This is a genomic window from Rhizobium sp. AB2/73 (genome assembly GCF_020871915.1).
In the GTDB taxonomy this organism is placed as follows: Bacteria; Pseudomonadota; Alphaproteobacteria; order Rhizobiales; family Rhizobiaceae; genus Rhizobium; species Rhizobium dioscoreae.
This window is the reverse complement of the sequence record NZ_CP067071.1, coordinates 3,704,377-3,726,114: the sequence shown is the minus strand read 5'-3', so window position 1 is coordinate 3,726,114 and position 21,738 is coordinate 3,704,377. Positions and strand designations below refer to the sequence as shown.

22 protein-coding genes are annotated in these 21,738 nt (G+C 61.2%); 8 read left to right on the top strand and 14 right to left on the bottom strand.

The features are described from left to right. Positions 1 to 19: 19 nt before the first annotated feature. Complete coding sequence (locus tag I8E17_RS18265; RefSeq protein WP_229002131.1) at positions 20 to 922, top strand: LysR family transcriptional regulator; 903 nt, start codon at positions 20 to 22, stop codon at positions 920 to 922. Between the two features lie 11 nt (positions 923 to 933). Here I8E17_RS18265 and I8E17_RS18260 read toward each other — a convergent pair whose 3' ends face one another. Next, positions 934 to 2,232, bottom strand: a complete 1,299-nt coding sequence (locus I8E17_RS18260; protein WP_113366784.1) for an MFS transporter — start codon at positions 2,230 to 2,232, stop codon at positions 934 to 936. 109 nt (positions 2,233 to 2,341) lie between these two features. Here I8E17_RS18260 and I8E17_RS18255 point away from each other — a divergent pair, with 109 nt between their 5' ends. Then, complete coding sequence (locus tag I8E17_RS18255) at positions 2,342 to 2,794, top strand: helix-turn-helix domain-containing protein (RefSeq protein ID WP_113366785.1); 453 nt, start codon at positions 2,342 to 2,344, stop codon at positions 2,792 to 2,794. Between the two features lie 48 nt (positions 2,795 to 2,842). Here I8E17_RS18255 and I8E17_RS18250 read toward each other — a convergent pair whose 3' ends face one another. From I8E17_RS18250 to I8E17_RS18235, 4 genes are all read right to left on the bottom strand, one after another. Beyond that, entirely contained in the window at positions 2,843 to 3,724 is an 882-nt protein-coding gene (locus tag I8E17_RS18250; protein WP_113366786.1) for an NAD(P)/FAD-dependent oxidoreductase, read from the bottom strand. Beyond that, positions 3,721 to 4,170 (bottom strand): Rrf2 family transcriptional regulator, encoded by a 450-nt coding sequence (locus I8E17_RS18245; protein WP_112722868.1) that lies wholly within the window; start codon positions 4,168 to 4,170, stop codon positions 3,721 to 3,723. The genes I8E17_RS18250 and I8E17_RS18245 overlap by 4 nt, the downstream gene beginning before the upstream one ends. 68 nt (positions 4,171 to 4,238) lie before the next feature. Further along, positions 4,239 to 4,844 carry an isochorismatase family protein gene (locus I8E17_RS18240; protein WP_219511252.1) on the bottom strand — a complete coding sequence of 202 codons (606 nt, stop codon included), beginning with the start codon at positions 4,842 to 4,844 and terminating at the stop codon, positions 4,239 to 4,241. A 48-nt stretch (positions 4,845 to 4,892) separates the two neighbouring features. Further along, a complete protein-coding gene (locus I8E17_RS18235; protein ID WP_113366788.1) occupies positions 4,893 to 5,642 on the bottom strand; it encodes a sulfite exporter TauE/SafE family protein in 750 nt (249 codons plus the stop codon). Between the two features lie 98 nt (positions 5,643 to 5,740). Here I8E17_RS18235 and I8E17_RS18230 point away from each other — a divergent pair, with 98 nt between their 5' ends. The 4 genes from I8E17_RS18230 to I8E17_RS18215 all read left to right on the top strand — a co-directional run bounded on the left by I8E17_RS18230 (position 5,741) and on the right by I8E17_RS18215 (position 9,495). Further along, complete coding sequence (locus tag I8E17_RS18230; protein WP_113366789.1) at positions 5,741 to 6,622, top strand: LysR family transcriptional regulator; 882 nt, start codon at positions 5,741 to 5,743, stop codon at positions 6,620 to 6,622. 84 nt (positions 6,623 to 6,706) lie between these two features. Next, complete coding sequence (locus I8E17_RS18225; RefSeq protein WP_113366790.1) at positions 6,707 to 7,513, top strand: alpha/beta hydrolase; 807 nt, start codon at positions 6,707 to 6,709, stop codon at positions 7,511 to 7,513. A gap of 135 nt (positions 7,514 to 7,648) precedes the next feature. Continuing rightward, entirely contained in the window at positions 7,649 to 8,770 is a 1,122-nt protein-coding gene (locus I8E17_RS18220; protein ID WP_113366791.1) for an alkene reductase, read from the top strand. Then, complete coding sequence (locus I8E17_RS18215) at positions 8,767 to 9,495, top strand: SDR family NAD(P)-dependent oxidoreductase (RefSeq protein ID WP_113366792.1); 729 nt, start codon at positions 8,767 to 8,769, stop codon at positions 9,493 to 9,495. Before I8E17_RS18220 ends, I8E17_RS18215 begins: the two co-directional genes overlap by 4 nt. Positions 9,496 to 9,526: 31 nt before the next feature. Here I8E17_RS18215 and I8E17_RS18210 read toward each other — a convergent pair whose 3' ends face one another. Further along, positions 9,527 to 9,814, bottom strand: a complete 288-nt coding sequence (locus tag I8E17_RS18210; protein ID WP_113366793.1) for a hypothetical protein — start codon at positions 9,812 to 9,814, stop codon at positions 9,527 to 9,529. A gap of 151 nt (positions 9,815 to 9,965) precedes the next feature. Between I8E17_RS18210 and I8E17_RS18205 the strand changes: the two genes are divergently transcribed. Further along, positions 9,966 to 11,033, top strand: a complete 1,068-nt coding sequence (locus tag I8E17_RS18205) for a LacI family DNA-binding transcriptional regulator (protein ID WP_113366794.1) — start codon at positions 9,966 to 9,968, stop codon at positions 11,031 to 11,033. Positions 11,034 to 11,131: 98 nt separating this feature from the next. Here the strand turns inward: I8E17_RS18205 and I8E17_RS18200 are convergent, their stop codons facing one another. After that, positions 11,132 to 13,318 (bottom strand): mechanosensitive ion channel family protein, encoded by a 2,187-nt coding sequence (locus I8E17_RS18200; RefSeq protein ID WP_113366795.1) that lies wholly within the window; start codon positions 13,316 to 13,318, stop codon positions 11,132 to 11,134. A 166-nt stretch (positions 13,319 to 13,484) separates the two neighbouring features. Between I8E17_RS18200 and I8E17_RS18195 the strand changes: the two genes are divergently transcribed. Continuing rightward, positions 13,485 to 14,456 carry a hypothetical protein gene (locus I8E17_RS18195; RefSeq protein WP_229002044.1) on the top strand — a complete coding sequence of 324 codons (972 nt, stop codon included), beginning with the start codon at positions 13,485 to 13,487 and terminating at the stop codon, positions 14,454 to 14,456. A 30-nt stretch (positions 14,457 to 14,486) separates the two neighbouring features. Here I8E17_RS18195 and pncB read toward each other — a convergent pair whose 3' ends face one another. From pncB to I8E17_RS18160, 7 genes are all read right to left on the bottom strand, one after another. Then, the gene (gene pncB, locus I8E17_RS18190) at positions 14,487 to 15,791 is read right to left on the bottom strand and encodes a nicotinate phosphoribosyltransferase (RefSeq protein ID WP_069610940.1); all 1,305 of its coding nucleotides are present in this window, start codon (positions 15,789 to 15,791) and stop codon (positions 14,487 to 14,489) included. Positions 15,792 to 15,995: 204 nt separating this feature from the next. Further along, positions 15,996 to 16,955, bottom strand: coding sequence for a glyoxylate/hydroxypyruvate reductase A (locus I8E17_RS18185; RefSeq protein WP_112722859.1), 960 nt, complete (start codon positions 16,953 to 16,955; stop codon positions 15,996 to 15,998). Positions 16,956 to 16,966: 11 nt separating this feature from the next. Further along, a complete protein-coding gene (locus I8E17_RS18180) occupies positions 16,967 to 18,595 on the bottom strand; it encodes an ABC transporter ATP-binding protein (protein ID WP_113366796.1) in 1,629 nt (542 codons plus the stop codon). Next, positions 18,592 to 19,089 carry a PIN domain-containing protein gene (locus I8E17_RS18175; protein ID WP_112722857.1) on the bottom strand — a complete coding sequence of 166 codons (498 nt, stop codon included), beginning with the start codon at positions 19,087 to 19,089 and terminating at the stop codon, positions 18,592 to 18,594. The genes I8E17_RS18180 and I8E17_RS18175 overlap by 4 nt, the downstream gene beginning before the upstream one ends. After that, positions 19,086 to 19,376, bottom strand: coding sequence for a hypothetical protein (locus I8E17_RS18170; protein WP_113366797.1), 291 nt, complete (start codon positions 19,374 to 19,376; stop codon positions 19,086 to 19,088). Before I8E17_RS18170 ends, I8E17_RS18175 begins: the two co-directional genes overlap by 4 nt. A 69-nt stretch (positions 19,377 to 19,445) precedes the next feature. Beyond that, on the bottom strand, positions 19,446 to 20,600 hold the full coding sequence (locus tag I8E17_RS18165; RefSeq protein WP_113366798.1) for an ABC transporter permease: 1,155 nt from the start codon (positions 20,598 to 20,600) through the stop codon (positions 19,446 to 19,448). Next, a complete protein-coding gene (locus tag I8E17_RS18160) occupies positions 20,600 to 21,694 on the bottom strand; it encodes a microcin C ABC transporter permease YejB (RefSeq protein ID WP_113366799.1) in 1,095 nt (364 codons plus the stop codon). Before I8E17_RS18160 ends, I8E17_RS18165 begins: the two co-directional genes overlap by 1 nt. Positions 21,695 to 21,738: the final 44 nt, after the last annotated feature.

Sequence of the window (21,738 nt, the reverse complement as noted above, 5' to 3'; positions counted from 1 at the left end):
AGCCGATATATTGGCACACATGGATCTGTTGGTGGCGATGCGCGTCTATGTCAGGGTGGTGGAAAGAGGCAGCATGTCGGCCGCCGCCCGCGATCTCGGCATGGGGCAGCCTGCCGTCAGCGAGCGGATTGATCGGCTGGAGCAATATCTCGGCTCGCGGCTATTGCTCAGAAATACCCGCAAGCTTTCCGTCACCGATGTCGGTGCCGCCTTTTATGAGCGCAGCAAACAGGTGCTCGATAGTGCCGACGATGCGCTGACAGTCGTGGATGGCGATCAGTCACTGCGCGGCACGCTCAAGATCGCAGCACCGCATGGCGTCGGCGAGGTCATCCTTCCGCCGATCCTGCTTGAGATGCGCAAGCGTCATCCGCTGCTCAAAATCGATCTGATCCTCAACGACAGGATCGTCGATCCCGTGACAGAGGGCGTCGACATCACGCTGCGCCTCGGCGATCTCGGCGAGGGCAGCTTCATTGCCCGCAAGCTCGGCCATGTCGGCCGCGTGCTGGTGGCATCGCCTGCCTATCTCGATGAGCATGGGACGCCGACGACACGCGATGAGCTTGCCGACCACCCCTTCCTGCGGGTCTCCGGCCTATTCAACAACGGCCGGATTCCGTTGATCGATCCAAACGGACAGACCGAACTTGCCGCCGTCGATATCACCTTGAGCACCAGCCATTGGCCGCCGCTGCACCGCCTGCTGCTCGATGGAGCCGGCATCGGTGTTCTACAGGAGCCGGTCTGCGCCGAGGATCTTGCCGATGGCAGACTGATCCGTCTGCTGCCCGGCTTTACCGTGCCGGGCTTCGATCTCAATGCGCTCTATCCGGCGACAAGACCGATTCCGCCGCGGATTCGGGCGGTTCTCTCCTTGCTGGAAGAACAGTTGCCGAGGATTCTGATCAAGCAAGCCTGAGCGCTGGAAAGCTAGCCGACGCTCTGGGTCGCCACCTTGGGCGTTGCCCGCAATGTCAGCGCCCAGAAGAGCAGCGTTGCGAGACTAATCGCAATGCCGGAGATGCAGACGCCCGGCCAGCCGGCATGGGCATAGATGATCGTCGCTGTCGATGATCCCACTGCGCTGCCGATGGAGTAGAAGACCATATAGGCGGCGGTCAGCCTGTTCTGCGCATCGGGCCTGACGCGATAGATCATGCCCTGATTGGTGACGTGCACCGCCTGCAGGCCGAAATCGATGACGAGGACACCGAGAATGAGCCAGAGGATCGAACGATCCAGCATTGAAATCGGTAGCCAGGCAACGAGCATCAGCGCGAGTGCAATGCCTGTCGTGCGTTGGCCATGGCCGCGGTCGGCCCAGCGCCCTGCCCTGACGGCGCCGAGCGCGCCCGCCGCTCCCGCAAGGCCGAACAGGCCGACCTCGGTGTGAGACAGCGAGTAAGGCGGAGCCGTCAGCGGCAGCACCAGAGGGGCGAGCAGCGTGGTGATATTTGCGAAGATCAGCATGGCGATCACGGCGCGGATGCGCAGGACAGGTTCTTCAATCAGCAGAGTGCCGAGCGATCCTATGAGAGCGAAATAGGAAAGACCACCCTTCGGCCTCTCCTGGCGCGGCAGCGCTCGCCAGAGGAGAAGCGCGATCACCAGCGTCAGCATGGCCGAGACGATGTAGACGGTCCGCCAGCCGGAGAAATCGGTCAGCGTGCCGGCAACGCTGCGCGCCAACAGGATGCCGAGGACGATGCCGCTCGTGACCATGCCGACGATATGGCCGCGCTCGGTGGGGTGCGCGAGGCTCGCCGCATAGGCGACCAGCGCCTGTGTCACGACGGCCAGAAAGCCGACGGCGGCCATGGAGGCGAGCAGCATCGCCGCATTCGACGAGAAGCCGACGCTGATGAGGGCCGCCACGCTCAGCAGCGATTGCACGATGATGAGCTTGCGCCTGTCGACAAGGTCGCCGAGCGGCACCAGCAGAATCAGGCCGAGTCCATAGCCGAGCTGTGTTGCGCCGACGATGAGGCCGGCCACCGTGCGCGAGAGCTTCAGATCGTCGGCCATGACATCGAGAAGCGGATGGGCGAAATAGGCATTGGCGACAGCGAGGCCGCTCGCGACAGCAAAGAGGAAGATCGTCGCTCGCGTCAAAGGCGAATTAGCCTCTCCGGAGTATTCGGCGCCCTTAAACGAACTCTCTCGTGACGAATGAGGGCGCAAAATGTCCTTCGCGCTGCCGGCCGGCGGCGCGTCCTGATCGATCGTCATTGCAAAACTCCCGATTCTTCGGTTTAATAATGAAACCAACGATCGAGTAACATTATTGGTTTAATCATGCAACCATTCTTGCGAACAAAAGACCGGAAAGGCTGAACCGATGGTCGCGCGGAAAAGCCTGAAAGGCGATTATTGCCCGAGCGCGCGTTCGCTCGACGTGATCGGTGACTGGTGGTCGCTCCTGATCGTGCGCGATGCCTTCGATGGACTGACGCGCTTCGGCGAATTTCAAAAGAGCCTGGGGATTGCCAAGAATATTCTCACAGAGCGCCTGCGCACGCTTGTCGCGAGCGGCATCCTGGAGCTTGTGCCGACAAGCGAAGGCGGCACGCGCATGGAATATCGGCTGACGGCGATGGGAAAGGATCTCTTCCCCGTCATGGTGGCATTGCGCCAATTCGGTGAGCGTCATCTCTTCGCGCCGGCGGAAGAACATTCACTGCTGGTGGACCGGGCGACGGGTCAGCCGGTGCAGCTCGACATCCGGGCGCAGGACGGCAGATCCATCGGCCCGGACGAAACAATTATCTTGAAGGTGCCGGAAGCGGAATAGGACAAGAACGCCGGTGTCCGGCAGACGAATAGTCCTTCGAACCGAAGCTTAGAACACCAGCGACCGGTGTAATTGCGCACCTGCCCAGGCGCCGTCGCCGACGGCAAGCGACACCGAATGCGGGATGCGAGCGGCATCGCCGCAGGCAAAGGCGCCCGGCACGGTCGTTTCCTTCATGGCGTCTGTCTGGATCTGGATCCCGAAAGGCGTTTTCTCCAACGCGCAGCCAAGCCGCTCCGCAATCGTGCTTGAGGGCGATACGCGCGACGCAGTGAAGAGCCCGGCAAACGGCAGCAGGCGTCCATCGGTGAGCCGCACGTCGGCCTCTCCTTCCAGCCTTGCGACCGGTGTTTCCTCGATCGTCACGCCACGAGCGGCAAGATCGGCGCGCTGCACTTCATCGGGGACAAAGCTGCCGTTGAGGAAGAACGTCACGTCTCCCCATTCCGGTAGCAACTGCGCCTGATGCACCGACATCGGGCCGGTGGCCATGCAGCCGATGCGGCCCCGATCGAGTTCGTAGCCATGGCAATACGGGCAATGGAAGACGCTTTTGCCCCAACGCTCGCCAAGTCCCTCGATCTCGGGCAAGGCATCGGAGACGCCGGTTGCGAAAAGCAGGCGGCGGCCATCATGGCGCGCACCGTCTAGCGCGGTGACGACGAAGCCATCTTTGTCTCCCTCGGCCTTCTCGGCAGTGCCTTCGATCCATGTCAGCGTCGGATAGGCGGAAAGCTGCTCGCGCGCATTGCGGGCGATCTCGGCGGGGTCGACGCCATCCTGGCCGAGAAAGCCGTGGGATTCCTGGGCAAAACGATTGCGGCGCTTGCCTGCATCGATGATCAGCACCTTGCGGCGGGCACGCAGAAGCTGGAGGGTGGCCGCCATTCCCGCGTAGCTGCCCCCAATGACGATGACGTCATAGGTCATGATAAAGCCCTTTCTGAGCGCCGTTGCGTGTGACGCCGCGCAAATTCGGCGGCTAGATCGGCAAGTGTGACGTTTTCAAAGCGCTGGAGCAGCAAGGCCTCGGCTTCGGCAAAAGCATCATCGAGGACGGAATTGACCGATTGCTCGACCAGGCACTCCGGCGTTTCGTTGCGATTGCCGATGGCAAAGACGGCCGGTTCGCCGAGTGCCTCATGCAACTGGCGCAGCGTGACGCTTTTGAGATCGGCCGCAATCGTCCAGCCGCCAGTGTGCCCCTTGGCGGAATGGACAATGCCCACCTCGCGCAATAGCCCCATGGTACGACGCACGACGACAGGATTGGTGTGCATGCATTGCGCCAGGGCTTCGGAGGTCACCGGTCCATCCTGCTCGGCCATATGGAGCAAAGCGTGGAGGACGGAGGAAAGTCGGCTATCGCGTTTCATGTAACTTCAATTATTACGATTCGATCCGACATTCAAGGATGGCCTGTTGTTATGAAGCGGGGCTGCGGCTAAGCCCGCTGTTTGAAACGAACCTCGCGTGCCGAAGCGCAAATCCTGATGTCGTCGCCGAGCGACCATTCGGCGGCCCTTGCCGCCATGGCCGCAGGCACGCCCTGCGAGCCAGGCCCGGCGGGAACATCATAGGTGGCGTGCGCATCATGCGGCAGCAGCACGCCGTAGCCGCGCTCAAGCGCCGCGCGCGCCGTTGCGGCGACGCACATGTCCGAAAGCACGCCGCAGATCACCAGATTCCTCACGCCGAAAGCGGTCAGAATGGCGCCGAGATCGGTGCCGTCGAAGCCATCATCCTCCGTTTTCCTGATGACCACCTCGCCAGATAGCGGCGGAAAGTGGAGTTTCCACCCCCGTTGAAGCGGCTCATCCAGCGCACCGGGCGGGCCATCGTTCTGCAGGAAAATCACCGGCGCCCATGCCGACCGCGCCTTATCCAGCAGGAGTTCGACCATTGCTCTCAAGGTGACATGGCCCGGAACCGCGCTCGACCCTTCCACGAAGGCATTCTGCGCATCGACAACAAGCAGGGCATCGGCCATTGGATTGTTATCGGAAATCTCTCGGTGCTCTTCTTCCATCGATCCGTCAGATCCTGCCATGAAACAAAGTCCATATGGGTACACACCGGGCAGCCGGGCAATACCGCCTCAGAAAGCGGCTTTGACGATCATCTCGGCGCCAAGCGCCAGAAGGCAGACCAGAAACCCGCGGCGGAAAGTGGCCGGGCTGACGCGATTGCGGATGACCTGGCCGGCCCACATGCCCGCAAGCGCCGGGGCGATCGCCAGGGCAGAGAGTGCGAGATTGTCGACATGGAATGCGCCGTGCCAGGTAAGCGCGCCGGCAAGTGCCACGGTGGAGACAGTGAAGGAGAGGCCGAGCGCCTGGACCAGATCTTCCTTCTCCAGCCCGAGCGCCTGCAGGTAGGGCACGGCCGGCACGACGAAAACGCCGGTCGCGCCCGTCAAGAGGCCTGTGACCATGCCGATGACCGGCGAGAGCAGCGGCTCCAGCGTCTGCGGCACGCGAAGCTGGCGGGCAAGCAAGGCGTAACCAGCATAAAGAACGAGGGCCGCTCCCAGTGCTGCCGTGGTCATATGCATATTGCCAGCGGCGAGCAGATATGAGCCGGCGAAGGTTCCGACGATGATGGCGCTGACCAGCAGAGAGAAACGACGCGCAAGCGCACCGAAGCTCGGGCCTGCCAGCAGCTGCCAGACATTGGTGACGAAAGAGGGCACGATCAGCAAGCTCGCTGCCGTCAGCGGCGAGATCAACGTACCCAAGACGCCCATTGCCACGGTCGGCAGCCCCATGCCGGTGACGCCCTTGACCATGCCGGCGATGAAGAAGGTCGCGAAGATCGCCGCGAGAAGCCATATCGAATGATCCATCATGCCCTTTCACTACCAGACACGAGGGCCAGCACAATGCGGATGATGCGAAGCCAGCCTTCGGCTATTCCGAAGGCTGGATATGCGGTAATCTGCGCTTCATGCGCTTTGACCTGACCGACCTTCGCCTGTTCCTCGCCGTCGTCGACGCCGGCAGCATCACGCATGGAGCCGCCGATGTCGGGCTTTCGCTGCCGGCCGCCAGCGAGCGGCTGCGTGACATGGAGGCAAATGGCGGCGTACAGCTTCTAGAGCGCGGGCGACGCGGCGTGAGTCCGACGCCCGCCGGTGAGGCGCTAGCTCATCATGCCCGGTTGATCCAGCGGCAGCTTACGCAAATGCGCGGGGAGCTTGGCGAGCACGCAAGCGGCCTGCGCGCAACCGTCCGGCTTATCGCCAACACCGCGGCGATTGTCGAATACCTGCCGCCGCGCCTTGCCGAATGGATGGCGAGAAACCCGCGAACGGACATCGATCTCAAGGAGCGCCAGAGCATCGAGATCGCCCGGGCTGTTTCGGCCGGGCTGGCCGAGATCGGTATCCTGTCGGACGCGGCCGATACCTCCGGCCTGACATTGCGCCCCTTCGCGATCGACCGGCTGGTGGTGGTGATATCCAGCGATCATGCGCTGGCGGCGGCAAAGCAGATCGCTTTCGCGGAGATCCTGCACGAGCATTTCGTCGGGCTCGCAGGCGGAGCGCTGCAGGATCACATCGACGCGCAGGCGGCCCGGCTCGGCAGCCGGTTGAAAATGCGGGTGCGGATGCGGACATTTGAAGCCATCTGCCACATGGCGGGCCAGGGCATTGGCCTCGGCATCGTGCCCGAAACCGCGGCACGACGCTGCGGCCGATCCGCAAAAGTTGCAGCCCTCCGCCTCACCGACCCATGGGCAGCGCGCCGGCTTTCGCTCTGCGCACGCTCCCTCGAAGACCTTCCGTCGCCGGCCCGCGATCTTTTCGAGCATCTGGCAGCGATATGACCGTAGCCTGTTGAAAAGACGCGTTGGGATCGACTAATCTCGCCACGTGGCTGTCGGGGAGAGACGGAGCAATGGGGGATGGGTATGGAATTTCACGACGACGAGCTTCACCGCTTCGAAGCCGAAGGGGCCGCTCCCTTGCCGCATACCGAGGTGGAAAGCCATGTCGATCATGATGGCGCGCGTATCTGGTATGCGTCCTATGGCAACGGCTCACCGGTGATCCTCCTGCATGGCGGGCTCGGAAACAGCGGCAATTGGGGCTACCAAGTGCCCGCGCTCATCGACGCTGGCCACCAGGTTATCGTCATCGACAGCCGCGGCCATGGCCGCAGCACCCGCGATGAGCGGCCTTATACCTATGAGCTCATGGCATCCGACGTTCTCGCCGTCATGGACAGGCTGAAGATCGACAAGGCGGCGATCGCCGGATGGAGCGACGGCGCCTGTATCGGCATGGTGCTTGGAAAAACCCATCCCGAGCGCGTTTCCGGTGTCTTCTTCTTTGCCTGCAACATGGACCCAAGCGGTACCAAGGAATTCGTGGCGACGCCGATCATCGACCGCTGCTTCTCCCGCCATACGAAGGATTATGCCGCCCTCTCCGCCACACCCGGCGAGTTCGATGCTTTCGTCGAAGCGGTTGGCCTGATGCAGCGGACCGAGCCGAACTACACGGTCAAAGATCTCACGGAGATCGATGTGCCTGTCGCCATCGTGCAAAGCGAGCATGACGAGTTCATTAAGCGGGAGCATGCCGATTATCTCGTGCGGCACATTCCAGGCGCGAAGCTGATCCTTCTGCCCGGCGTCAGCCATTTTGCCCCCTTGCAGCGTCCGGCGCAGTTCAACGCCGCCCTGCTCGACTTTCTTGCAACGATTTCAGCCTGACGGCAGATTCAGTTGCGCGCGTCCGATCGTTCGGATAAATGATGACCATCATCTTATTTAAACTCCCGAGACCGAATCGCCGCTGACAGGCCCTTCCGCCCCGGGGAGCAATTTGGCTCCAGGCAGGAGAATTTTATGACAGCCACTTTGTTTTCGCCTCTTTCCATTGGCCCTTATGAATTTGCACATCGGGTCGTCATGGCGCCGCTGACCCGCATGCGGGCGAGCCAGCCGGGCAATGTGCCCTCGGCCTTAAATGCAGAATATTATGCCCAGCGCGCCAGCGAGGGCGGGCTCATCATTTCCGAAGGGTCGCAGATTTCCCGTGCAGGTCAGGGCATGCCGGCAACGCCAGGCATCCACACGGCCGAACAGGTCGCCGGCTGGAAGGCGGTGACGGATGCGGTTCATTGCAAGGGCGGCAAGATCTTTCTGCAGCTCTGGCATGTCGGCCGCATCTCCCATTCCTCGCACCAGCCGGGCGGAGCGGCGCCGATCGCTCCTTCAGCCATTGCCGCCAAGGGTGATGCGTTTACCGCTTCCTTCGAGCGCGTTCCCTTCGAGACGCCGCAGGCGATCGATATCGACCTGATGCCGCTTTTGATCGACGTCTACGCCCAGGCTGCCGCCAATGCCAAGCAGGCGGGCTTTGATGGCGTCGAGATTCATGGCGCCAATGGCTATCTGATCGAACAGTTCCTGCAGGCCCGCACCAATCAGCGCACCGACCAATATGGCGGCTCGATCGAGAATCGTACGCGGCTGCTGCTTGAGGTGGTCGAGGCGGTGTCCGAAGTTTGGGGTTCAGATCGCGTCGGTGTGCGTCTTTCGCCCTTCGGCATCGCCAATGATAGCGGCGAGGACGATCCATTGCGCCTCTACGGCCATGTCATTCGCGAACTGGACCGCCTCAACCTCGCCTATCTGCATCTGATCGAGCCGCGCGCCAGTGGTGCCGGCCAAGCCGAAGTCGACCACAAGAATGTGCCCTCGGCTGCGGAACTCTTTCGACCCGCCTGGTCCGGCACGCTGATCGCCGCGGGCAATTTCCGGCCGGATACCGCCGAGGCAGCACTTGCCGCCGGCCATGCCGATGCCATCGCCTTCGGTCGCCTCTTTATCGCCAATCCCGATCTGCCGGAGCGTATTCGTCGTGGTGCCCCGCTCAACCCCTATCATCGCCCGACCTTCTATGGCGGCGGTGCGGAAGGCTATACCGATTATCCGACGCTCGATGCAAGGGAGGCCGCCGAATGAGCACGCCAAGCGCAATTATTGTCGGAGTGGGAGCCGAACAGGGGCTGGGGGCGGCGCTCTGCCGGCTTCTCGCAGACAAGGGCTATCACGTCGTCATTGCCGGCCGGACGGCAGCAAAGATCGATCAGGTGGCGGCTGCCATCCAGGCATCCGGCGGCAGTGCCGAGGCGATCGAAACCGATGCCACGGATGAAGCTGCGGTCATCCGGCTGTTCGATCATGCCTTTACCACTCGAGACGATATTGCCGCGCCTGACTTCGTCGTCTTCAACGCCGGCATCAATCGCCAGATTGCGTTTCGCGCCGTCACCGCCGCGCAGTTCGAGGAATTCTGGCGTGTCTGCTGCTTCGGCGGCTTCCTGGTCGGACGCGAGGCGGCGCGGCATCTGGCGCCGCTTGGCCGCGGCACGGTGATCTTCACCGGCGCCTCCGCAAGCCTGCGCGGCAAGGCGGGTTTCGCGCAATTCGCCGCTGCCAAGGCAGGTCTTCGAATGATCAGCCAAAGCATGGCGCGGGAATTCGGACCACTCGGCCTGCATGTCGCCCACACCATCATCGATGGCGGCATAGATGGCGAACGGCTGCGTTCGCGCCGGCCTGATGTGGATGCCGATGGGTTGCTGAACATCGATGCCATTGCCGAGAGCTACTGGCATATTCACCGGCAGCATCCTTCTGCCTGGACACAGGAACTCGATCTGCGTCCTTACAAGGAAAACTTCTGAGGCCGGCGTCGGAGCAACTCACGGCGTTGCTCTAGCAATTCCGCGACAGGGCTTTGGCGATGGCCAGGAATTTCGGGTCTTCTAACCCGGTGCGATGCCGGATCTCTGCTTCGCCCTCCGCGGCCGATGTTTCGCTCGGAATCGTGAAGGACCACGCCGATGGTCGCTTCCGGCCGCGGAAGAGCCGTGCCAGCCGGCTCAGCACGCCCTGTTTGTCAGCCCCGCCCCCATCTTCTGAAGGCGGATCGACAGCATTCGGATTGCAGGGATCACCCCATCGTTCATCATAGAGATCCTTGAATAGATAATTGGTCAGCATTGGCTTGTCCTTTGTTTTGAATCGATTCAATCTCAGTTTGTGTGCTTTCTTGAATCGGTTCAATCGTACGCCTCGAAAATCCGCTGTCAAGCAGAATTGAACCGATACAACTTCATTGCTAGTATCCGCCGGAAACAATTGGAGGATTTCATTGGCCAAAGGCACCATCAGGCTCGCGGACGTCGCCAAGGCGGCAGGCGTATCACAGGGAACCGCCTCCAATGTTTTCAGCCGGCCCGAAGTGGTGCGCGAAGAGGTACGCGAGCATGTGCTCGAGACGGCCAAGCGGCTTGGCTATGCCGGGCCGAGCCTGACGGGGCGGCTGCTGCGGGCCGGAAAGGTCAATGCCATCGGCGTTGCTGCGGTCGAGCCACTGGCTTATTTCTTCAACGATCCTTGGGCCAGGGCGCTTCTGGCTGCCGTGTCCCAGGTCTGCGATGCCAGCGGTACGGGCCTCGCTCTGGTTTCGGCCAAGGACCGACAGACGGTGGACTGGAGTATCAAGAGTGCGTTGGTGGACGGCTTCATCCTGCTCTGCGTGGAAGGCGGCGAAAAGTTGGTGCAGTTGACGCGCGAACGGCAATTGCCCTTCATCGCTCTCGCCTTGAATGACGAGGACCCTTCTATCCCCTCGATCAGCGTCGATAATGTCGGAGGCGCGGCCGTTGCGGCGCGGCATCTGGCGGAACTAGGCCACAGGCGTTTCGGCGTGCTCGCGACAGAGCTTTCGGACGACCATGTCGGGCCGGTCAGCATCGGCGGGATCGGGCGGGCGATATATTCCACCTCGCGCGATCGCGCACTCGGCTATTGGCAGGCACTCGAAGCCTTTGGAATTGGGCGCGAAAACGTGCCGATCTTTGAGACGCTCAACGACAAGCCAAGCGTCGAAGCCGGGCTTGACTACCTGTTTTCCGCGCCGGAACCGCCGACGGCGATCCTCGCCATGTCCGACAATATCGCGCTTCTGGCGATCAACTGGCTGCGTGCACGGGGCTTTTCAGTGCCGCAGGACGTCTCCGTCATCGGATTCGACGGCGTGCCGGAAGGCGGCATGGTGGAGCCGGGCCTGACGACGATGGCCCAGCCCTTTGCCGAGATCGCGGAACGCGCGGTGCAGGCCGTTCTTCACGATGCCGTACCGGCTGAGCACGAGATGATCGGCGTCACGCTGATCATACGCGGCAGCACGGCAGCGCCGAGACCCGACCGAATCTAGAGCGGTTCAGCTTTTCACGGAATCTCTGAACCGCTCTATCTCTTTGTTTTCACGCAATTCCGGACGCAAAACCGCTTCGCACTTTTGCTGGAATTGCTCTAGCTCGCCTGCTGCGCGCCATCCACGTTTGCAGCCCGCATCTCGATGAGCTGCCGGGCAGCGGCGGCAGCGGCATCCTTTTCGCTCGCCACCTGCACGGTGGGGAAAGCGAACTGGATGCCGTTTTCGTCGAAGGACTGCTTGATCAAGGCTAGCGCACTGCGGCGGATGACGGAGAGATCGTCGGGCTTGGCGGTGATCGCCAGCCTGATCTCGATCGCGAAATCGCCGAACTGCTCGACGCCCTTCATCTTCAGCGTCTGGATGATGCTCGGTTTCAGCTCCTCGTCTTCGAGCAGGCGCTGGCCGATATCCTTGATAATGCGCTTCAGCTTCACGAGATCCGTATCATAGGTGACCTTGACGATGATCTTATCGATCGCCCAGTCGCGGTTCATGTTGTTGACCGCACCGAGCGAACCGAAGGGGATCGTCGCCAGCGGGCCGCGCTGGTGACGCAGCTTGACCGAACGCAGGCTGAAGGATTCCACCACGCCCTTGTAATGGCCGCTTTCGATATATTCGCCGATGCGGAAGGCATCGTCCCAGAGGTAGAAGATGCCGCTGATGACATCCTTGACGATGGTCTGTGCGCCGAAGCCTACCGCGACGCCGACAACGCCGGCGCCGGCGATCAGCGGCCCGATCTGAACGCCAAGGCCCGACAGCACCATCATGACCGCAATGATGCCGATGACGACGGCGAGAATGTTGCGGAAGATCGGCAGCAGCGTCTGCAGCCGGGCGCGGCTCGCCCTCATCTCGTCGGATTCGCCTGCGGCCGGCAGGGATTGCATGACCTTGCCGTCGATATAGGTTTTCGCCAGCTGCCAGACGAGATCGGCAACCAGCAGGATGATGATGCCGCCGAGAATGCCGCGAGCGATGCGGCCGACATTCGATTCGCTGCCGCTCATCATCGCATGCGCCTCCACCCCCAGCATGTGGCCGAGCCATAAAGCCGCAAAGGTAATGATCAGCGCCCGCAAACCGCGGTCGAGCAGTACAGCCGCAATCTTGCCGGTGCCGAAGATGCCGTCGGCTGCATCATGCAAGGCTTCGATCGCCTTCGTCGATACCGAAAGGACGCGCGGCAGCAATATCGCATAGATGCCGAGCCACAAAAGGCCATCGAAACCGGCCACCCAGAGACACCATAGCGCCGCGAAGAAAATCGTCAGCAGCCAGGAAATCGCCTTCGCCCCCCGCTTTTCCGGCGGAAGCGGCCTGGACCACACGGCAGCCGTCGCGATCAGAAACAGACCGATGCCGAGGGTGTAGCCGATGAGGTCGCGCGCGCCGACAGAAAAGTCCAGCGACGTGACGGCCTGTATGATCGCCCAGCCGCAGGCAAAATAGATGGCAAACAGCGTGCAGCGTCGATACCAATAGGATGCGACGCGCCGCCGTTCGGCTATGCGGGCGGCACCGCCGTCCTCATCCAGAACGTCGTTGGCGCGACGCATCGCTATCAATTCCATGACAAGCTTGCCGATGGAGATCGCCAACCTGATCGACACCATCGCAATGACGCAAGCGATGGCGAAATTTTCAATGGCTGGCGGCCAATCGAAGGCAAGAAGCGGAACGAGCGTCACCAGGCCATGGATGATGGCGGGCACGACGCCGCCCAGAAACTGGAAGCGCGCTGCCTGCAGTTCCGTCTCGGTACCGGCAGCCCTCTCGGTGCGCTGCATATGCCTGGTGTTGATGAAGCGAGCAACGGCGAGTTCGGCCGCCAACCCGAGGAAGAACAGGAGGACAATCTGAATGATGATGCGGACGAGGCCGACCGACTTGCCTTCGCCTTCCAGCTTTTCCGATGCGGTCATGACCTCGTAGGGCAATGTCATCGCAGCGCCGGAGACCAGCTCAAGGTGATGCCGCGTATGGCCGAGCATGCCTGATAGAACCGACATCTGATTGCCGTCGGCCGGCGTCGGATCGCTGATGGTTGCAGGTTTATCGCTGGCAGGTGTCGGTTGACTATTGAGCTGCGCGGTAAGCCATTGCCTGACATCCGGCTCGTTCATCAGCTGGATCAGCTCGCGAACCTTGTCGGGCGGCGGGGCGGCCGGCTGTGGGGCAGCGGCATTCTGCGCGAACGCAGCCACAGGTGCAGCCAATGCAAAAAGACAAAAAAGCAGGCCTCCGATCGTCCACCTGCCGCCCCCGACATTCCTCATCTGCGCTGCCCTTCCCGCAATCTGACCATTCGGCCCGCTCCTGCAGACTATACGCGTTTTTTGTACGGGCAAGCAGGCACTTACGGCCCTCATCCCCATCATGCCGCCATTGCCCCGCAACGGCCGCCGCGCTAGGTTCTACAGCAATACCGTTCGGTACTCGGGGATGCGCGTGTTCAATTTCCTGAAAAGGCTCTTCGGCAGAGGCAAGCGCGCGGAAATGCGCCCCGGCCAACCCGACCCGATGCAGGAACCCGAGAGCGCGGCCATTGCCAAAACCCTCGATCTCAACATTCCCGACGAAGCCTTGCAGGATGAAGCAGCCTTTGCGGCCTATCTGCAGGAACGCCTGCCGTTCTTCGGCGATCTGATCCGCGTCGATTACGATGCTGCCGCCGGCAGTCTGACGCTGCACAGCCGCAACGGCGATACGATGACGAAATTCCTGAGCAATGCGCTGCTGGCGCTGCGCGAAAAGCGGGGGCCGGCACGCGCACAGGCGCTCCTCAATTATCTCAACATGACGGAAGCCATGGTCGACAGCGGCGAGCTCGCCAAGGTCCTGCCGGTCCTGAAAGCGCGCGATTTCGTCGAGGTTGCGCGGCAGCAGATGATGCAGGCCGCCAAGGACGAGCCCAATCCGCCGCAATTCGTCTATCTCGACGAGGCCGAAAACCTGATCAAGCTCTTCGTCGTCAACGGCGAAACGACGGTCAACTACGTGATGGCCGAAGCACTCGACGACTGGGGCATCGATGTCCGGGAACTCGCCGAAACGGCACAGGCCAACCTGCAGAAATTCCTTGCCAAGACCGGCGTTCAAATCGCCAAACGCAGCCGGTTCCAATATGTCGAGGTGGACGGCCAGTTCGAATCCAGCATTGCGTTCCTGCCGAATTTCTGGGCGCAGGTGCAGGAGCAATCCGGTGGCGCCGCGCCGATTGCCGCCTTCCTGTCGCGCGACAAGGTGTTCTTCACGCACGAGAACGATATCGAGGGCCTGCAGCTTCTGGAGCTGATCAGCGCCGATCTCAGCGACGTTCCCTACGTTATTTCGCCAGATCAATATCGCTGGGAAAATGGCCGCTGGACGCTATTTCGCCGCGTCGTCCGGATGGAAGCGGCGATCCGCCACTAGACCTTTTACGCATTGCGGACGGAAAACGCCTTAAACCAGCACTTCCTGATCGACGCGATCCTCTGCACCGAAGAACTTCAGATAACGCTCGACTTCCGCAGGCTCGCCCGTCGCCTTCTGGGGATTGTCCGAGAGCTTTACGGCCGGCCGGCCATTTGCCTCGATGACCTTGCAGACGATCGAAATAGGATTGAGGCCCTTGAGCTCCGTCGGGGCACAGCCGGCGAAATCGTTGGTCAGATTCGTGCCCCAGCCGAAGCTCATGCGCACACGGCCATCGAAATGCTTGTAGGTGTCGATGATGGCATCGACATCGAGGCCGTCGGAGAAGATCAGCAGCTTCTGGCGTGGGTCGCGACCCATCTTCTTCCACCATTCGATGATCTTCTCGCCGCCTTCGATTGGTGGGGCGCTGTCGGGGCGGAAGCCGGTCCAGTCGGCCACCCATTCCGGCGCGTTGCGCAGGAAGGAAGCCGTGCCGAATGCATCGGGCAGCACGACGAGCAGATTGCCGCCATAAAGGCGGTTCCAGTCACGCAGCACCTTGTAGGGTGCCTTTCCGAGCTCTTCATCATTTTTCGCAAGTGCTGCGGCGACCATCGGCAACTCATGGGCATTGGTGCCGACCGCTTCAAGATCGGAATCCATGGCCAATAGCACGTTGCTCGTGCCGGTGAATGCGTGCGGCACGCCTTCCTTCAATGCCTCGACGCACCAGCGCTGCCAGAGGAAGCTGTGACGGCGGCGCGTCCCGAAATCGGAGATGCGTAAACCCGGCAGCTCGCGCAACCGCTCCACCTTTTCCCACATCTTGGCCTTGGCGCGGGCATAGAGCACATCGAGCGTGAAGGGGCCGAGCGCCTTTAGAGCCGCGCGCGAACGAAGCTCATTGATGATGGCGAGCGCGGGGATTTCCCACATCGTCGTTTCCTTCCACGAGCCGTGGAAGTCGAGAATATATTGGCCGTCACGCTTCGATAGCTCATATTCCGGCAGCTGGAAATTCGACAGCCAGGCGAGGAATTCCGGTTCGAAGATCTGGGCGCGGCCGTAGAAACTGTTACCCGCCAGCCAGATCATCTCCTTCTTGGAGAGGCGGAGCGTGCGGGCATGATCGAGCTGCTCACGCAATTCCTTTTCGTCGATCACTTCTGCGAGGCGAACGCTCTTGGTGCGGTTGATGAGCGAGAAGGTGGCATCGACATCCGGATAGAGCTTCCAGATCATTTGCAGCATGAGAAGCTTGTAGAAATCCGTGTCGATCAGGCTGCGGATGATCGGATCGAGCTTCCAGGTATGGTTATAGACGCGGGTGGCGATATCCGTCTTGGTCATGTCGTTCCTGCCCCGTCTCCTGCCCTGCGGACGTCATGCTTTTCGCCGGCGGCGTGCCGGCATGCGGTTGTTGCGCCCTGTTATCAAAAAATGTTGAGCGAAAGTCCAGTCGCTGAAAGAAAATTGATACCAGAGCAAATCGGTCGCATTTTGCCGGCGCCAGCCGCGGCATAAGGCCCCCATCACCGCGATCCGAAGACAGACTTAGTAACCCCGGAGGCGATCTACCAGATGCTGCAGCGGCTCGCCGCGTTCGAAGCGGGCGATTTGCTCCTCGACATGACGCATCAGCGCCTTTTCGTCAGATACGGCGGAATCATGCGGCGTAATGATGACATTTTCCAGGTCCCAGAGCGGATCGTCCGCTGCCAGAGGCTCGACGGCGAAGACATCGAGGGAGGCGCCGCCGAGGACGCCGGTGCGAACAGCCGAAGCTATATCGGCGGCAACCTGGCTCTTGCCGCGGCCAGCATTGATGAAGACCGGTTTGCCGAGCGGGCCGTTGCGATGCAGCCTGGAAAAGAGCGAAGCGTTGTAAATTCCCGTCGTCTCTGCCGTCAGCGGCAGCAGGCCGACGAGAATGTCGGTACGTGCCAGAAACGCATCGAGCCCGCTGGCATCGAAGGTTTCCATGTCGTCGATCTCTTTCCTGCTGCGGGACCAGCCGATGACGTTGAAGCCCATGACTTTCAATTTCGCGGCTGCATCGCAGCCGAGAACGCCAAGGCCCATGACGCCGACGGTGACGTCAACGGCTTCCGGACCATGCTGCGGCGCCCAGACGTGCTGTCGCTGATTCCTGAAATGCCCCTGCACATCGCGCAGATGCATCAGGCATTGCATCACCACCCATTCGCTCATGCGCGTGGTGAGACTGCGATCCACGAAACGGACCATCGGGATGTCAGGCAGACCAGCAATCGACATCATGGAATCGACGCCCGCGCCGCCCGAGAAGATGACCTTCAGATTGGGCGCGCGCTCGAAAAGATCGGCATCCGGCTTCCACAGCAGCGCGTAGTCGACATCTCTCAAATCCAGCCCCTTGCTGGCGGGGTCAGCGAGATTGATGCTGCCGCGATCGGCAAAAGCGGTTTCGAGTGCCCTGGCGACGGTCTCGGGGTTGAATTTGAGGTCGACGAGAACGGGGCTTTTGGCCGGCATGATGATGGTCTCTATTGCTGGATGGCGGCGGTCGGCACCGCCTCGATATTGAAGGCGGCCGCAAGAAGCGCCCTGGTGTAATCCTCTTTCGGCGCCCGGAAAATATCGGCGGATGCGCCCTGCTCGACGACCTTGCCGAAGCGCATGACGATCAGCTCGTTGGCAAGCGCCTTCACCACCTTCAGGTCGTGGCTGATGAAGAGATAGGCGAGATCGTGCTTCTGCTGCAGGTCACGCAGCAAATCGACCACCTGCGCCTGCACGCTCATGTCGAGCGCCGAGGTGGGCTCGTCGAGCATGACGAAGCGCGGCTTCAACACCATGGCCCGGGCGATGGCAATACGCTGACGCTGGCCGCCGGAGAACTCGTGCGGAAAACGCCAGCGGGTGGACGGATCGAGGCCGACCTCCTCCAGCGCCCAGCAGACGCGCTTGTCACGCTCATCGGCAGAAAGCGACCGCTCATGCACCTTGAGCCCCTCGGCAATGATCTCGCCGACGGACATGCGCGGGCTGAGCGATCCATAAGGATCCTGGAAGACCACCTGCAGCTGGTTGCGCAGCGGCCGCATTTCGCGAAACGAATAGCCGGCTATATCCTTGCCGACGAAGGCGATACGGCCCTTGGAGGAAATAAGCCGGGCGAGCGCGAGACCGAGCGTGGTCTTGCCTGAGCCGGATTCGCCGACGACGCCGAGCGTCTGGCCGGCCCGGAGCTTCAGATCGATGCCGTCGACCGCCTTCACATGATCGACGACCTTGCGCATGAAGCCCGCCTTGATCGGGAACCAGACGCGAATGTCGCTGCCTTCCATGACCACTGGCTTGTTCGCATCGCTTACCGGCGGCTCGCCGCGCGGCTCGGCTGCCAGCAGATGGCGGGTATAATCATGCTGCGGCCGGGTGAAGACGTCTTCCACCGTGCCGGTCTCGACGATCTTGCCCTTGGTCATCACGCAGACGCGGTCGGCGAATTTGCGGACGATGCCGAGATCGTGGGTAATGAACAACATCGACATGCCATGCGCACCCTTAAGCTCGCGCAGCAGTTCCAGGATCTGCGCCTGCACGGTCACGTCGAGCGCCGTCGTCGGCTCGTCGGCGATCAGCAATTCCGGGCGGTTGGCGAGCGCCATGGCGATCATCACGCGCTGGCGCTGGCCGCCGGACAGTTCATGCGGATAGGCCTTCAGGCGCTTCTCCGGTTCGCGGATACCGACCTGGTTCAAGAGCTCCAGCGTGCGGCTGCGGGCTGCCTCGCCCACTATGCCCTGATGCAGCGCCAGGATCTCGCTGATCTGCCGCTCGATGGTGTGGAGCGGATTGAGCGAGGTCATCGGCTCCTGAAAGATCATGGTGATGTCGTTGCCGCGCACGGCGCGCAGCTCGTTGTCCGATGCCTTCAAGAGGTCCTTGCCCTTGAACAGGATCTCGCCGGAAGGGTGGCTTGCGGCCGGATAGGGCAAGAGCTTCAGGATCGAATTGGCCGAAACCGACTTGCCGGAGCCGGATTCGCCAACCAGTGCGACGACCTCGCCCTTGCGGATATCGAAGGAGACGCCATCGACGGCGATCGAGGTCTGCCCGCCCTGATGAAAGGCGACGGAGAGATTGCGGACTGACAGCAGCGATTCGGTCATTCGGCCATGCTTTTTAGGAGGGATGTCAGAGCGGGCTCATCGGGGCGGAGGATCGTCAAAGGGGTGATATCCAAAGGCCCCGAGACGGGATGAACAAGGTCCGTGATATCGCCGATCCCCTTGTCCGCAGTCAGGAAGTGAGTGCAACGGCTATGAAGCGCGGTAGCGAGGTGGATCGCATCCGGCATTTTCAAACCGCCACGCGTTGCCCGCAGCAAGGCCGCACCATCAAGGATCGGCGGCGTGATGGACCAGATGTCCAGCCAGGAACGCGACGACGACCATTCTTCATAGGTTCTCAAAAGCTCGAAATTCTGCTGCTGTAGCGGTTTGACCTTCAACTCGGCAAAGGTCTGCGCGCTGGTGGAGATGTAGATGGGTTTCTTCTCGATCACCTCTAAGATGGCCCAGAGAAGATCGTGAACGATGCCACTTTGCTCCATCAACGCGACAACGACATTCGTGTCCCAATAGATGCCCCGTGGTGCGGTCATCTATCATCCCACTCATTGCGCAGTTCACGAATACGGGCAACGATCTCTTCAGTCGTGGCATTTCCGGCGTATCTATCGGAGTGCTCCCTACGATCCCGCAAGAGAGCCTTGAGATTCACTGACGGTGCACTTTTCGGAGAGAGCGAAGCAAATGGTGAACGGCTGTCGGTGGAAGACTTCTCTTCCGCCTCCACCACAACGCGCACCAATGCTTCCTTGGGCAGATCGCCGCGAATATCGTCCGGCAACCTAGACGCCGGATAATGTTCCAGTACCACCTTATTCATCGTATCCATCCATTGCCTGTCGTCGCCGACCGCAGTTTATCTTGTGCGCTGACCAATTGCGAGCATTCCTCATCGGAACGTCTTCCTCGGATCGAAGGCGTCGCGCACGGCCTCGCCGATGAAAATCAGCAGCGACAGCATGATCGACATGGTGAAGAAGGCCGAGAGCCCCAGCCAGGGAGCCTGCAGATTGGATTTGCCCTGGGCGATCATTTCACCCAGCGACGGCGAGCCGGGCGGCATGCCGAAGCCCAGGAAATCCAGCGAGGTCAGGGTGGTGATCGAACCCGACAGGATGAAGGGAACGAAGGTCAGCGTCGCGACCATCGCGTTCGGCAGCAGGTGTCGATACATGATAGTGCGATTGTTGACGCCGAGCGCGCGGGCGGCGCGCACATATTCGAAATTGCGCGCCCGCAGGAATTCGGCGCGCACGACGCCGACGAGACCGACCCAGGAAAACAGCAGCAATATGCCGAGCAGGATGAAGAAACCAGGCGGCAGCACCGAGGCGATGATCAGCAGGATATAAAGCACCGGCATGGACGACCAGATTTCGATGAAACGCTGCATCAGAAGATCGGTCCAGCCGCCGAAATAGCCCTGGATCGCGCCGGCGCAGACGCCGACGACGGCCGAGCAGATGGTGAGCGCCAGGCCGAACAGCACCGAGATGCGGAAACCGTAGATCAGGCGGGCGAGCACATCGCGGGCCTGATCGTCGGTGCCGAGCCAATTGAAATTGCTCCAGTTGCAATTCGGATCGGCAACGCCGCCAGGATAGCCCGAGCAGCGCGTCTCCTTGCTCATCGCCCAGAAAGGCGGCGTGGGCGCCGACATTCCTGTGGGAAGGTTGGAATTGGCGGTCTGATAGGAATAATGGATCGGCGGCCAGATCATCCAGCCATGGGCATTGATCTCATCCTGAATATCCGGGGCGCGATAATCCGTCTGCGCCAGGAAACCGCCGAACTTCTCCTCCGGATAATCGACGAAGACCGGTGTCAGGATCTCTCCCTTGTAGGAGACGAGGATCGGCCGATCGTTGACGATGAATTCGGCCCCGAGGCTGGCGATGAACAGGACCAGGAAGATCCAGAGCGACCAGTAGCCCCGGCGGTTCGCCTTGAAGTTCTCCCAGCGGCGCACATTGGTCGGCGAGAACAATCCCTTGCGCGGCGGCTTCACCGTTGTCGGTAGCGTCTGCTGATTGGCTGCGTCCATCACACGTCCCTCCGCTCGAAATCGATGCGCGGATCGATCCAGGTGTAGATGAGGTCGGAGACGAGGCTGACGACGAGGCCGAGCAGCGAGAAGATGAAAAGCGTCGCAAAGACCACCGGATAGTCGCGCTGGACGACGGAGAGATAGCTCAAACGCCCCAGGCCATCGAGCGAGAAAATATTCTCGATCAAAAGCGAGCCGGTGAAGAAAGCGGAGATGAAGGCGCCGGGAAAGCCGGCAATGACAATGAGCATGGCGTTACGAAAGACATGGCCATAGAGCACGCGCCGTTCGCTCAAGCCCTTGGCGCGGGCGGTGATGACATATTGCTTCTTTATCTCTTCGATGAAGGAATTCTTCGTGAGCAGCGTCGTGGTGGCGAAGGCGGCGAGCGACAGCGAGATCAGCGGCAGCACCAGATGCCAGAGATAATCGAGGATCTTCTGCCACCAGCTGAGATCGGCGAAATTATCCGAGACGAGGCCCCGCAGCGGGAACCAGTCGAAGAAGGAGCCGCCGGCAAAGAGCACGATCAGCATGATGCCGAACAGGAAGCTCGGGACCGCATAGCCGACGATGATGATGCCCGAGGTCCAGACATCGAAGGTCGATCCATCCTGCACCGCCTTGCGGATGCCGAGCGGAATGGAAATGGCATAGGAGAAGATCAGGATCCAGATGCCGAGCGAGATCGACACCGGCAGCTTCTGGGCGATGAGGTCGATAACGGTGGTATTGCGGAAAAAGCTCTCGCCGAAATCGAAGCGGATATAATTCCACATCATCTGGCCGAAGCGCTCGAGCGGCGGCTTGTCGAAGCCGAACTGCTTGTCGAGCTTGGCGATCAGCTCGGGATCGAGCCCCTGCGCGCCACGATATTTCGAGCTGCTGTCATCTAGGGATTGCTGTGCAGCCAGGTCCGTACCGCCACCCGACAGGCGGCCATTGGCATTGTCGCCCTGGCCGGTCAGCTGTGCGATGACCTGCTCGACCGGGCCGCCCGGCGCAAACTGCACGATGGTGAAGGAAATCGCCATGATCCCGACAATGGTCGGGATCATCAGCAGAAGACGTCGCAGGATATAGGCGCCCATTAACCCGCCGCTCCCTCGAAGAGGGGTATGTTCCGCCTCGCCTC

Bases quoted from the DNA above. Each gene is read 5' to 3' on its own strand.
- I8E17_RS18220 (WP_113366791.1), top strand. From the start codon at position 7,649: ATGACAGCCACTTTGTTTTCGCCTCTTTCCATTGGCCCTTATGAATTT.
- I8E17_RS18180 (WP_113366796.1), bottom strand. From the start codon at position 18,595: ATGACCGAATCGCTGCTGTCAGTCCGCAATCTCTCCGTCGCCTTTCAT.
- I8E17_RS18215 (WP_113366792.1), top strand. From the start codon at position 8,767: ATGAGCACGCCAAGCGCAATTATTGTCGGAGTGGGAGCCGAACAGGGG.
- I8E17_RS18260 (WP_113366784.1), bottom strand. From the start codon at position 2,232: ATGACGATCGATCAGGACGCGCCGCCGGCCGGCAGCGCGAAGGACATT.
- I8E17_RS18210 (WP_113366793.1), bottom strand. From the start codon at position 9,814: ATGCTGACCAATTATCTATTCAAGGATCTCTATGATGAACGATGGGGT.
- I8E17_RS18245 (WP_112722868.1), bottom strand. From the start codon at position 4,170: ATGAAACGCGATAGCCGACTTTCCTCCGTCCTCCACGCTTTGCTCCAT.
- I8E17_RS18165 (WP_113366798.1), bottom strand. From the start codon at position 20,600: ATGGACGCAGCCAATCAGCAGACGCTACCGACAACGGTGAAGCCGCCG.
- I8E17_RS18200 (WP_113366795.1), bottom strand. From the start codon at position 13,318: ATGAGGAATGTCGGGGGCGGCAGGTGGACGATCGGAGGCCTGCTTTTT.
- I8E17_RS18230 (WP_113366789.1), top strand. From the start codon at position 5,741: ATGCGCTTTGACCTGACCGACCTTCGCCTGTTCCTCGCCGTCGTCGAC.
- I8E17_RS18185 (WP_112722859.1), bottom strand. From the start codon at position 16,955: ATGCCGGCCAAAAGCCCCGTTCTCGTCGACCTCAAATTCAACCCCGAG.
- I8E17_RS18175 (WP_112722857.1), bottom strand. From the start codon at position 19,089: ATGACCGCACCACGGGGCATCTATTGGGACACGAATGTCGTTGTCGCG.
- I8E17_RS18250 (WP_113366786.1), bottom strand. From the start codon at position 3,724: ATGACCTATGACGTCATCGTCATTGGGGGCAGCTACGCGGGAATGGCG.
- I8E17_RS18235 (WP_113366788.1), bottom strand. From the start codon at position 5,642: ATGATGGATCATTCGATATGGCTTCTCGCGGCGATCTTCGCGACCTTC.
- I8E17_RS18225 (WP_113366790.1), top strand. From the start codon at position 6,707: ATGGAATTTCACGACGACGAGCTTCACCGCTTCGAAGCCGAAGGGGCC.
- I8E17_RS18265 (WP_229002131.1), top strand. From the start codon at position 20: ATGGATCTGTTGGTGGCGATGCGCGTCTATGTCAGGGTGGTGGAAAGA.
- I8E17_RS18160 (WP_113366799.1), bottom strand. From the start codon at position 21,694: ATGGGCGCCTATATCCTGCGACGTCTTCTGCTGATGATCCCGACCATT.
- I8E17_RS18240 (WP_219511252.1), bottom strand. From the start codon at position 4,844: ATGGCAGGATCTGACGGATCGATGGAAGAAGAGCACCGAGAGATTTCC.
- pncB (WP_069610940.1), bottom strand. From the start codon at position 15,791: ATGACCAAGACGGATATCGCCACCCGCGTCTATAACCATACCTGGAAG.
- I8E17_RS18195 (WP_229002044.1), top strand. From the start codon at position 13,485: ATGCGCGTGTTCAATTTCCTGAAAAGGCTCTTCGGCAGAGGCAAGCGC.
- I8E17_RS18170 (WP_113366797.1), bottom strand. From the start codon at position 19,376: ATGAATAAGGTGGTACTGGAACATTATCCGGCGTCTAGGTTGCCGGAC.
- I8E17_RS18255 (WP_113366785.1), top strand. From the start codon at position 2,342: ATGGTCGCGCGGAAAAGCCTGAAAGGCGATTATTGCCCGAGCGCGCGT.